The organism is Sulfitobacter sp. HI0027, assembly GCF_001634775.1.
GTDB lineage: Bacteria > Pseudomonadota > Alphaproteobacteria > Rhodobacterales > Rhodobacteraceae > Sulfitobacter.
Genome location: NZ_LWER01000378.1, coordinates 40,950 through 51,947, shown reverse-complemented (window position 1 = coordinate 51,947; position 10,998 = coordinate 40,950). Strand labels below are relative to the sequence as shown.

Below are 10,998 nucleotides of genomic sequence, written 5' to 3'. Positions count from 1 at the left end.
TGAGCGCACCAGTGTGATCATCACCACCAACCTTAGCTTCTCAGAATGGGCGCAGGTCTTCGGGGATGCAAAGATGACCACCGCTCTCTTGGATCGGCTTACCCACCGCTGCCACATCCTCGAAACCGGAAACGACAGCTACCGCTTCAAGGTCAGTTCTGAGGCAGCAAAGAAAACTGCAAAGGAGGCCAAAACATTGACCGCATCATAGACCACGACGCATAACTGAGGGTGGGTCAAATCTCGGTGAAAATACCGGGTCAGTTCTCAGTGACAATCAACACCGCCGGTCTTCAGCCAGGTGCCGTGCGCGTCAATGCGGATGGCTCATTCTGTGTCGACCTGGCGGGCAACGCAAACCAGGCACCCGCAGGAGGGCCGATAACGGATAACGGGCTTTGTGCAGCAGTGAGTGTAGAAGCCCCTTCATGGGAAGACGGAAAATGAAAATCGAGAAGAACTACGAAGGCTTATGTGAAGAGAAAACGCCCGCGGGCACACTCCGTTGGCGTGTTCGCGTTGAAGGGCAGAAGATCAAGAGAATTACAATTCCGGTGGGGCCCGACCACGTTGACTTCGAGGACCATTACCTCGCCGCGAGGGCAGGGCTGAAGCTGATTATAAAGGAAGAGTCCAAGCCGGCGAAGAACACGCTCGACGAGCTTTGTGAGAAGTTCATTGAGTGGATGGAAGTCCAGGTGCAAGCCGGAAACCTGAGGCCGCTGACACTCGCCAGCCGCAAGACGGGCCTCACGCAGGCAAGAGAGTGCCTTTCGCCGAACAAGAGAATGACGATCGGCGCGATGAAGGCATCTCTTCCGCGCGAAGCCTTCGCCCATATTCGTGACTCGTTTGGTGTGCGCACGGGGGCTGCGCATACGTGCCTGAAGGCACTGCGCGCCGCATATGCGTGGGGCGAGGATCATGGATATCCAACAGACAGTCCGGTCTTCAAGGTAAAGAGCGGGCACGTCGAGAAGGGTGGTGCGGAGCCGTGGAGCGACGCCGACGTAGACAAATTTCTGGCCTTTCATGGTCCGGGAACGATGGCTCGCAGGTGGTTTTTTCTTGCTGAAGCGACCGCCGGCCGCATCGGCGACATGCATCTTCTCGGACCGCAGCATGAATTGACCCGGAACGAACGCCTCTACATCCGGTTTCATCCGTCGAAACGGGGGTCTTCCGAAGTCCAGCTCCCACTGCCGTGGAACTTCATGCTCGAGGTCGCCGACCTCCCTGTGGACGCTCCTGCGTATCTTATGACAGCGAAGGGTGAACCCTTTGCATCCTCGGGCTCGCTCGACAACGCTGTCCGCAAGTGGATCATCGCCGCTGGTCTCTGCAAGCCGCTGCTCGATGACGAGGGCAACCTGACAATTGAGAAGAACGGAAAACCGAAACTGCGGGCGACCCGGTCCCAGCACGGCATCCGCAAGCGTCGCGCCGAGCAAATTGCCGAGGCGTCTGGATCAGTCTACGAGGTGATGGCGCACCTATCGCACAGCGATCCCAAAACGGCTGCGATCTACACCAAGCGGGTCGATCGCGCGCGCCTCGCTGAGCGTGCTGCGCTACGTGCCGAAGCTGCCTTTGAAGGCGATAGTGTCCCATGCCCCATAGATCGTGGGGCACTGCGCGGCACAAGTGCTGGTAAACAAAGGAAAAAATAGATTTAGTGGCAGCCCGTAGGGGAATCGAACCCCTCTTTCCAGGTTGAAAACCTGGCGTCCTAACCGATAGACGAACGGGCCACTCTATGTCAGGTCAGTGCAGCGTTTCGTGTGTTGCTGCTCTGTCTGTGAGCGGACGTTTAAGTAATCCGGCGGGGGGCTGCAAGCAGAAAAATGAACTTTTTCTAGAAAAAGTTTTCAGGCCCGCGCGGCGTCCTCCAAACGCAGTTGAACTGTGCGCCGACCGCGGAAATTATTGATGTCGAGACGCCCGGCAAGGTGGAAGCGCGCGCCGCCGTGGTTTTCAAGCGCAGGCCCGAGGGGCCCGTCGTATGCACCGAACGCAATCGCTTCGAGGTTCGCGCCCAGACCGTCGCCAAAGCTGACCTTGAGGTGGTTCTCACCCACGCGTTTGGCAAAGCGGATTTGCATATCGGTGAAGGCATAGCGCGGGGCAGGGGCGCCTGCGCCGAAGGGGCCGGCCTGGTCGACCATTTCGGCGAGTTCCACCGTGGCCGCGCCGGGCATCATCATGCCGCAGAGTTTCAGGTCAGCAGGTCCGGCCAGATGCGCACCTTGTTTGGTGAGCAATTCGCCAAGCCGTTCCATCGCTGCGTCGATTTTGTCTTCTGCCACCGTCAGGCCCGCTGCCATCTTGTGGCCGCCGCCCTTGATCAGCAGCCCTTCGGCAGCGAGGCGTTGGATCGGCGCGCCAAGGTCGATGCCACTGATCGAGCGGCCAGAGCCTTTGCCAATGCCGTCTTCGACGCCGATGACAATGGAGGGGCGGTTGGCGGCTTCTTTGAGGCGCGAGGCGACGATCCCCACCACGCCGGGGTGCCAGCCGGGGCCAGCGGCCCATGCCAGCGGCCCGTCAAAGCCGCGCTCTTCGGCCTGTGCCATGGCGCTGGCGCGCACGGCGGCTTCGACCTCGCGGCGGTCGGTGTTGAGCTGGTCGAGGCGTTCGGCCAATGCGGCGGCCTCATGCGGGTCGGCGGTGGCCAAAAGCCGTGCGCCCAGGTCGGCTTGGCCAATGCGCCCGCCTGCGTTAATGCGGGGGCCAAGTAGAAAGCCGAGGTGATAGGCCGTGGGGGCCGTGTCCATCCGCGCCACATCGGCAAGGGCGGCCAGACCGGGGCGCGCGCGGCGGGCCATGACTTTCAGGCCCTGACGCACAAAGGCGCGGTTGACGCCGATCAGCGGGGCCACATCGGCCACGGTGGCCAGCCCCACGAGGTCTAGCATCCCCATGAGGTCCGGCCCCTTCTGGCCCGCTTCACGCAGCTGGCGGCCTGCTTCGACGAGCATCAGAAACACCACCGCAGCGGCGCAGAGATGCGCCAGCGTGCCGTCCTCGTCCTGTCTGTTGGGGTTCACCACAGCGAGCGCATCCGGCAGCGTTTCGCCGCCCAAGTGGTGATCGAGCACGATGACATCCGCGCCCTTGGCCGCCGCGATTGGTCCGTGAGAAAGCGTGCCACAGTCGACGCAAACGATCAGGTCATGGTCGGCGGCCAGTGCCGACATGGCCTCGTCATTGGGGCCATAGCCTTCGTCGATACGGTCAGGGATATAGAGCGTCGCGCGGTGGCCCATGTCGCGCAGCCAGACGAGCAACAGCGCAGCGGAAGAGCCGCCATCCACGTCGTAGTCAGCGAAAATCGCGATGCGTTCACGTTTTTGGAGGGCCGAGAGAAACCGCGTTGCCGCTGCCTCCATATCGCGCAAGCTGCGTGGGTCGGGCAGCAGGTCGCGCAGGGCGGGGGCCAGAAAGCCCGCCGCCTCGGTGTCGAGCACGCCGCGGCGGGCCAGCACTTGGCACACCGGGTCGGGCAGGCCCGCGCGCTGAACCAGCAGTTCCGCCGCGCGAGTCAGTTCCACGTCAGGGCCGATCCAGCGCCGCCCGGTCAAGGATGTTTCGACACCGAGAAAGCTCATGCGGACCTCATTTGGCCGTTATAGAAGGGGGTGGGGGAAGGGCCGATCTGGCCCTCACTCTGCCGGGGTGCGGTAGTTGATCCGGCGCACCGACCCGGTGCGCGAGCGCATAATCAGCGTCTCGGTGGTCAGCCAGCCCGGCTCACGCTTCACGCCCGGAAGGATGTTGCCACCGGTGACGCCCGTGGCGGCAAAGATCACGTCTTGGGTGACCATCTCGTCGCGCGAATAGATGCGGTCAAATTCGGTGATCCCGGCCTTGGCAGCGCGGCCTTTTTCGTCGTCGTTGCGGAACAGCAGGCGGCCATACATCTGCCCGCCCATGCATTTCAGTGCGGCAGCGGCCAGCACGCCTTCGGGTGCGCCACCTTGGCCCATATACATGTCGATGCCGGTCTCGGGGTCGGCGCAGTGCATCACACCCGCCACATCGCCGTCGGTGATGAGGCGGATGGCAGCACCGGTGGCGCGAACCTCGGCAATCATATCCGCATGGCGGGGGCGTTCGAGGATGCAAACGGTGATGTCGGAAGCCGCACAGCCTTTGGCGCGGGCCAGCGCTTCGACGCGCTCACCGGGGGTCATGTCGAGGGTGACGACATCGGTCTCGAAGCCCGGACCGATGGCGAGTTTGTCCATATAGGTGTCGGGCGCGTGCAGCATGGAGCCGCGCGGCCCCATGGCGATCACGGTCAGCGCGTTGGGCATGTCTTTGGCGGTCAGCGTGGTGCCTTCGAGCGGGTCAAGCGCGATGTCCACGCCGGGGCCATTGCCGGTGCCGACCTCTTCGCCGATATAAAGCATGGGGGCTTCGTCACGCTCGCCTTCGCCGATGACCACGACGCCCGCGATATCGAGCATGTTGAGCTGTTCGCGCATGGCGTTCACGGCAGCTTGGTCGGCGGCCTTCTCGTCACCCTTGCCGATTAGCTTGGCCGAGGCCAATGCGGCGGCTTCGGAAACACGGGCGAGGCCCAGTGAGAGCATGCGGTCTTGGAATTCGGCAGAAGCGGTCATGAGGTGTCCTTGGGTGCAATGTGTTTTCTGTCCTGTACCCTCGCGCGGGCCTCGGGGCAAGTTTTGGGTTGGGCGCAGGTAGCACTTGGCCGGGAATCAAGCCGCAGGCGCCGGGCCGTCACGCGAAAGGCGTGCCGTATTATAAGGGCGCACCTTTGGTGCGACCGGGTGGGCGATTTGATGAGGTCGGGTGCACCCTCGCGGAGCGCACATCACGGCTGCGCCATAAAGTGGCATGTCGCTGCCTTCAGTTTGCCGATCCGCTGGCAAACGCCGGAGCTTGGCTCCAAATGCCACCTAAGCCCGGAATCAAGCCGCAGGCGCCGGGCCATCGCCTGCCCGCCCAGACGGGTAGCCGATTTGGTGGGGCTGGGTGCTACTTTGCGATGGTACATCTTGGCTGCACCATAAAGTGGCAATATTCGCGGTCAAATCGCCGACCCGCGGGCAGGCGATGGCCCTCAACGCAAACCTTCAGACCTCTTCGATCCGCAACGCGACCGGCTCACCCGCCAGCACGCCGGTCTTGTCCATATTCGCCAGCGCCTCAACCAGCGCATTGCGGCTGGTCTTATGCGTCACAATCAGAACCGGGGCAGAAGTGTCGGAATGTTCATACTGGCGCATCCGGTAGATGCTCACGCCCGCTTCGCCCAGCACGGTGGCGATTTTCGCCAGTGCACCGGGTTTGTCGACCAGCGCCATGCGCAGATAGTAAGGTGCCGGGCGCTGGCTGCTGGCGGGGGTGGTTTGCTCTAGTGTCTCGGCGGGCTGGCCAAAGACGGGCCCGCGCAACCCGCGCGCAATATCGCAGACATCGGCCATCACCGCGCTGGCCGTTGGACCTTCGCCCGCGCCGGCACCGCGCAGCACGATCTGGCCCACGGCATCGCCTTCGATCACCACCATGTTGGTGCCGCCATCAAGCTGCCCCAAAGGCGAGGTCTGCGGCACGAGGCAGGGCATCATCCGCTGCTCCAGTCCGCGTCCGGTTTTCTGGGTGACGCCCAGCAGTTTGATCTTGTAGCCCATGTCGGCGGCGGCGCGGATGTCTTCGATGGCGACCCGTTCGATCCCCTCAAGCTGGATGCCGTCGAAGTCGATCTTGGTGCCGAATGCGATGGAGGACAGGATCGCCAGCTTATGCGCCGCGTCGATACCGCCGACATCCAATTGCGGATCGGCTTCGAGATAGCCCAGCCCATCGGCCTCGGCGAAAATCTCTTGATAGGTTTTGCCCGAATCCTCCATCCGGGTGAGGATGTAATTGCACGAGCCGTTCATCACCCCCATGATGCGGGTGATCTCATTGCCAGCAAGCCCTTCCATCAGCGTCTTGATGACCGGGATGCCGCCCGCCACGGCGGCCTCATAGCGCAGCGCCACGCCTGCGCCTTCGGCCTGTTCGGCCAGCGCTTGGCCGTGTATCGCCAGCATGGCTTTGTTCGCCGTGACCACATGCTTGCCCGCTGCCAGGGCGGCTTCGGTCGCGGCCTTGGCGGGGCCGTCCGCGCCGCCCATGAGCTCCACGAAAACATCCACGTCATCGCGGGTCGCCAGTTTGACGGGGTCATCTTCCCAATCATAGGAAGAGAGCGACAGCCCGCGATCCTTGTTGCGGGTGCGGGCAGAGACCGCAGAAACCGTCATCGCGCAGCCGGTGCGGGCCTCTAACAGGGCGGCCTGCTGGCGCAGAATGCGCAGCACACCCACGCCCACGGTTCCCAATCCGGCAATCCCGAGGCGAAGCGGCTTAGACATGGCGGTGGTCCTTCTGGTCTGATCCGAAAGGCCCGGCAGATGGGGCCGGGCATTGCCGCGATGTAGCGGGTTCAGCGCCTGCGTGCAACGCGCCAAACGCGCTTCAGAGTGCTGGTGTCTGCGCCAGACGTTCACGTTCGTCAGAGGTGATCCGCTGTTGGCGCAAACGTTCGGCCCGTGCGCGCAGCCGTGCCACCCGTGCGGCGGTGGTGGTATCAGTGCTATTGCTGGATACCCGTCCGGCGCGTGCCTCTAGTTGTGCTGCACGTCCGCTAAGCTCTGCTTCGGTCTGCACTGGGTCAATCCGCCCGGCCGTGGCTTGGGCCAAAAGGGGGGCGATCGGCACAATGTCGGGGTAGGGCGCGGCTTCGAGTTCGGGGGTGATCGTGCGATCAAGTTCGGGGAATTGCGCGCAACCCGCGAATAGCGTCACGCCTAGAAGCAAGGCGGCAATCGAAAAAGGACGGGGCGTGCGCATGAGTGTCATGCCTCGTTCTGCCCCAGCGGCGATCTTCGCGCAAGCGGGGTTTGCTTTTGAACGCTTGTTCATTAAATTGCCGCCATGGCAAGAACCACAGGCTCACACTCCGATATCACTGGCCCGCGCGTGCGCGCAGCTGCACTGCGGCTTTTTGCACGGGGCGGCTATGCCGCCGTGTCGATGCGCGCGATTGCTGCTGAGGTCGGCGTTCAGGCCGGGGCGCTTTATAACTACACGCCCGATAAACAAAGCCTTCTGTTCGACCTGATGCGGGCACATATGACCGACCTGCTGGCCGAAACGCCCAACAATGCAGACCGCTCTGCACTGCAGCAGTTGCAGGACTTCGTGGCCTTCCACATCCGCTTTCACGCGGATCGGCCTGATGAGGTTTTCATCGCCTACATGGAATTGCGCAATCTGACGGAGGAGAATTTCGCCGTGATCGAGCGTCTGCGCCGCGACTATGAGGACCGGTTGGAAGCGATCCTCCGCGCCGGAGTTGCCAGCGGCGATTTCTCCGTCGCCGACACCAAGATCGTGACGCTGGCGATCATCGCGATGCTGACGGGCGTGAATACTTGGTACCGCGCGGGCGGGCGGCTGTCGCTGGACGAGGTTGTCGCGCAATATTGGGATATGGTGCGCAAGGCCGTGACCGCCTAAGCGGCCACGGCCCTTCGGTTCAATGCGCGGGGCGGATGAAAGTCCCGTTGTTCAGATCGCGCATCGCCTGCTGCAATTCGGCGCGGGTGTTCATCACGATTGGCCCATGCCACGCGACGGGCTCTTCAATCGGCGCGCCAGAGATGAGAAGAAAGCGCACACCTTCCTCGCCAGCCTGAACCGTCACCTCATCCCCGGTGCCGAAACGGATCAGCGTCCGGTCGCCCGACATATCGCGGATGTTGACCTCTTCGCCGCCGACCTCTTTCTCAAGCAACACGCCCGCGGGGGCAGAGGCATCGGCGAAAGCGCCCGCGCCTTGGAAGACATAGGCGAAGGCCCGGCGGTAGGTGTCGATCTTAAAGGTCTTCTTGACCCCTGCGGGCACGAAAACATCCAAATACTGCGGGTCAGCCGCGATGCCATCGACGGGGCCGCGTTTGCCCCAGAACTCGCCGGTGATGACTTTCACCCGCGTGCCGTCGTCGTCGGTCACCACTGGGATATCGCTGGACTTCATATCCTGATAACGCGGCGCGGTCATCTTCTGGGCTGACGGCAGGTTCCCCCAAAGCTGGAAGCCATGCATCTGCCCGGCGGCATTCCCGCGCGGCATTTCTTGGTGCAAGATGCCCGAGCCTGCGGTCATCCATTGCACGTCGCCCGCGTTCAGATCGCCGGTGTTACCCAGCGAATCCGCGTGTTCCACGGTGCCTTCGAGCACATAGGTGATCGTCTCGATCCCGCGGTGGGGGTGCCAGGGGAAGCCCTTTTCAAAGTCTTCGGGCCGGTCGTTGCGGAAGTCGTCAAACAGCAGGAAGGGGTCCAGCTCCGACGGATCGTGGAAGCCGAAGGCGCGGTGCAATTTGACGCCTGCGCCTTCCATTGTGGGCGTGGCGCGGCGGGTTTCCAATGTGGGTCTGAGGGACATGATGCTCTCCTTTGCGGTTGCTTAGAAGATAGGCGGTGGCGGTGTCCTCAACAATTGGCCCCGGCGAACGGAGGCTGTGCAAATTTGCGCAGCTTCAACAATTTGGCACGTTCACTGCTAGCCCGCCGAGCGAGGTTTCCTTGTACTTCTCGCTCATGTCCGCGCCGGTTTGGCGCATGGTCTCAATACAGGCGTCCAGCGGCACCAGATGCGTGCCGTCGCCGCGCAGCGCCAATGAGGCCGCCGAAACCGCCTTGATCGCGCCCAGCCCGTTACGCTCAATACAAGGTACCTGAACCAGCCCATTGACGGGGTCGCAGGTCATGCCGAGGTGATGCTCCAGCGCGATTTCGGCGGCGTTTTCAATCTGCTGCGGCGTGCCGCCCATCACGGCGCAGAGCCCGGCGGCGGACATGGCGGCGGCGCTGCCGACTTCGGCCTGACAGCCCGCTTCGGCCCCCGAAATCGAGGCGTTGTATTTCACCAGCCCGCCGATGGCGGCGGCGGTGAGCAGGAAGTCTTCGATATGCGCCTCTGACGCGCCGGGCACGTGGTCGAGGTAATAGCGTAAGGTCGCGGGCATCACGCCCGCAGCCCCGTTGGTGGGGGCGGTGACGACCTGAGCGCCAGCGGCGTTCTCCTCGTTCACCGCCATGGCATAGACGCTCATCCAATCGTTGATCGTATGCGGCGCGGATTGGTTCTGTCCGCGCTCGGCCATCAACGCGTCGTAGATGCCCTTAGCGCGGCGTTTCACCTTGAGCCCGCCGGGCAGGATACCGTCTGTCGTTAGCCCCCGGTCAATGCAATCGCGCATCACCTGCCACAGCCGTTTGCTGCCTTCGCGCAGGTTCTCGGCCCCGCCGCGCGCCTCCTCATTCGCGCGTTTCATACCTGCGATGGTCTTGCCGGATTTGGCCGACATCTCAAGCATTTCCGCGGCGGACTTGAATGGGAAGGGCACCGGCGCGCCTTCATCCGTGTCCTTGCCTGCGGCCAGTTCCTTTTCGGTCATCACGAAGCCGCCGCCGATGGAATAATAGGTTTCGCGCAAGGCAACGTCGCCTTGGGCGTCGGTGGCCATCAGCATCATGCCATTGGCGTGGCCTGCAAGCTTGGTGTCGTAGTCGAAGATCATGTCGTGCTCGGGGTCGAAGCGCAGTTCGGGCAGCTCCTCGACGCTGATGCGCCGGGTCTGCTTGATCTGGTCCAGCGTCTTCTCGGCGGCTTCGGCGTCATAGTCTTCGGGCGTGAATCCGGCGAGGCCGAGGATCGTGGCGCGGTCGGTGGCATGGCCCACCCCGGTAAAGGCCAGACTGCCGTGGAGCGAGGCGCGCAGCCCGGCAAATTGGAAAGGCGATGCGCGCATCTGGTCCAGGAAACGCCCCGCCGCCACCATCGGCCCCATGGTATGCGAAGACGAAGGGCCGATACCCACTTTGAACATGTCGAAGACGGAAAGAAACATCAGGTGGCGGACCCTTTTATGGTTGCGGGTGTCGGGGCGCGGTGGAACGGGTATCGCCCAGACCTTTGGCGCATTGCAAGTGGTGTGGGCCGATCCAACCATTTCCTGCCGCCGCTTGGCGCGCTGAAAGCGACTGAAGGCGCGCTCTGGCCGTCTTGTCGCATCGCCGTGCGTCCAAAAACCGCTGACTTGCCCCTCGCACCCTATGCCAATTCGCCCTATAACGCGGCAAACGCCTGAGAGGGAGCACCCGATGTCCGGAGACCTATCACCGATCGACAAGGCCAAATTCGTGGCCGCGAAACGGGCCTGTGAGTTCGTGGAAGATGGGATGCGCGTGGGCCTTGGCACCGGATCGACGGCGGCGTGGCTTGTGCGCTGTCTGGGCGAGTTGGTGCGCGAAGATGGGCTGCGGATCAAAGGCGTGCCGACCTCCTCGCGCACGGCGCAACTGGCGCGGGAGGTGGGGATCGAGGTGATCTCGCTTGATGAGGCGAAATGGCTCGACCTGACGATTGACGGCGCGGATGAGTTCGACGCAGAGCTGAACCTCATCAAAGGCGGCGGCGGCGCGTTGCTGCAAGAAAAGATCGTAGCGACGGCCAGTGACCAGATGGTGGTGATCGCCGATATCGGCAAAGAGGTGCATCATCTGGGGGCATTCCCCCTGCCGATCGAGGTGATTCCCTTTGGCTGGCAGACCACGCAGGCGCTGGTCGAAGAGACGCTGATCTCTATGGATGTGCTGGGCCAAAGCTCGACCCTGCGGATGAACGGCGAGGTGCCTTTCATCACCGACGAGGGGAACTATATTCTAGACCTGCGGCTGGGGCGCATCGGCAACGCGCGGCAACTAGCGCTGGTGCTGAACCAGATGCCCGGCGTGGTGGAAAACGGCCTGTTCATAGATATCTGTGACGCGGTTGTGATCGGCTACGGGGATGGCAGGGTTGAGGTGCGCGACATAAATGAAGGCACCGTGGCGACCGACCGGCTGGAATTCGTCGAGACCGACAACCTGTTTTCCGACCTCAGCGATTAACGCCCAAGAGCGAGACACGCGCGA

The 10,998-nt window shown here is 62.9% G+C and carries 11 protein-coding genes and 1 tRNA gene; 5 read left to right on the top strand and 7 right to left on the bottom strand.

What is annotated here, in order from left to right:
• Nucleotides 1-211: ATP-binding protein (locus A3722_RS17630; RefSeq protein WP_161487636.1), on the top strand; the 211-nt coding region annotated here is incomplete at its 5' end.
• Nucleotides 212-443: 232 nt separating this feature from the next.
• Complete coding sequence (locus A3722_RS17625; protein ID WP_067627245.1) at nucleotides 444-1,670, top strand: tyrosine-type recombinase/integrase; 1,227 nt, start codon at nucleotides 444-446, stop codon at nucleotides 1,668-1,670.
• 6 nt (nucleotides 1,671-1,676) lie between these two features.
• On the opposite strand, the gene A3722_RS17620 is transcribed toward A3722_RS17625, so the two are convergent.
• From A3722_RS17620 to A3722_RS17600, 5 genes are all read right to left on the bottom strand, one after another.
• Nucleotides 1,677-1,751 (bottom strand) — tRNA-Glu (locus A3722_RS17620).
• Between the two features lie 117 nt (nucleotides 1,752-1,868).
• Nucleotides 1,869-3,608: a single-stranded-DNA-specific exonuclease RecJ gene (gene recJ, locus A3722_RS17615; RefSeq protein ID WP_067916331.1), complete on the bottom strand. Its 1,740-nt coding sequence runs from the start codon at nucleotides 3,606-3,608 to the stop codon at nucleotides 1,869-1,871.
• Nucleotides 3,609-3,662: 54 nt separating this feature from the next.
• Nucleotides 3,663-4,625 carry a class II fructose-bisphosphatase gene (gene glpX / locus A3722_RS17610; RefSeq protein ID WP_067624535.1) on the bottom strand — a complete coding sequence of 321 codons (963 nt, stop codon included), beginning with the start codon at nucleotides 4,623-4,625 and terminating at the stop codon, nucleotides 3,663-3,665.
• Between the two features lie 474 nt (nucleotides 4,626-5,099).
• Nucleotides 5,100-6,386 (bottom strand): homoserine dehydrogenase, encoded by a 1,287-nt coding sequence (locus tag A3722_RS17605; RefSeq protein ID WP_067624532.1) that lies wholly within the window; start codon nucleotides 6,384-6,386, stop codon nucleotides 5,100-5,102.
• A 103-nt stretch (nucleotides 6,387-6,489) separates the two neighbouring features.
• Entirely contained in the window at nucleotides 6,490-6,873 is a 384-nt protein-coding gene (locus A3722_RS17600) for a hypothetical protein (protein ID WP_067624540.1), read from the bottom strand.
• Between the two features lie 75 nt (nucleotides 6,874-6,948).
• Between A3722_RS17600 and A3722_RS17595 the strand changes: the two genes are divergently transcribed.
• The gene (locus A3722_RS17595; RefSeq protein WP_067624529.1) at nucleotides 6,949-7,533 is read left to right on the top strand and encodes a TetR/AcrR family transcriptional regulator; all 585 of its coding nucleotides are present in this window, start codon (nucleotides 6,949-6,951) and stop codon (nucleotides 7,531-7,533) included.
• A 19-nt stretch (nucleotides 7,534-7,552) separates the two neighbouring features.
• Here the strand turns inward: A3722_RS17595 and A3722_RS17590 are convergent, their stop codons facing one another.
• Both A3722_RS17590 and A3722_RS17585 read right to left on the bottom strand, forming a co-directional pair.
• Entirely contained in the window at nucleotides 7,553-8,464 is a 912-nt protein-coding gene (locus A3722_RS17590; protein WP_067624524.1) for a pirin family protein, read from the bottom strand.
• Between the two features lie 94 nt (nucleotides 8,465-8,558).
• Nucleotides 8,559-9,932: an L-serine ammonia-lyase gene (locus tag A3722_RS17585; RefSeq protein WP_067624521.1), complete on the bottom strand. Its 1,374-nt coding sequence runs from the start codon at nucleotides 9,930-9,932 to the stop codon at nucleotides 8,559-8,561.
• 3 nt (nucleotides 9,933-9,935) lie between these two features.
• Between A3722_RS17585 and A3722_RS17580 the strand changes: the two genes are divergently transcribed.
• Both A3722_RS17580 and rpiA read left to right on the top strand, forming a co-directional pair.
• Nucleotides 9,936-10,172, top strand: coding sequence for a hypothetical protein (locus A3722_RS17580; RefSeq protein ID WP_067624517.1), 237 nt, complete (start codon nucleotides 9,936-9,938; stop codon nucleotides 10,170-10,172).
• Between the two features lie 13 nt (nucleotides 10,173-10,185).
• The gene (gene rpiA, locus A3722_RS17575) at nucleotides 10,186-10,974 is read left to right on the top strand and encodes a ribose-5-phosphate isomerase RpiA (protein ID WP_067624514.1); all 789 of its coding nucleotides are present in this window, start codon (nucleotides 10,186-10,188) and stop codon (nucleotides 10,972-10,974) included.
• Nucleotides 10,975-10,998: the final 24 nt, after the last annotated feature.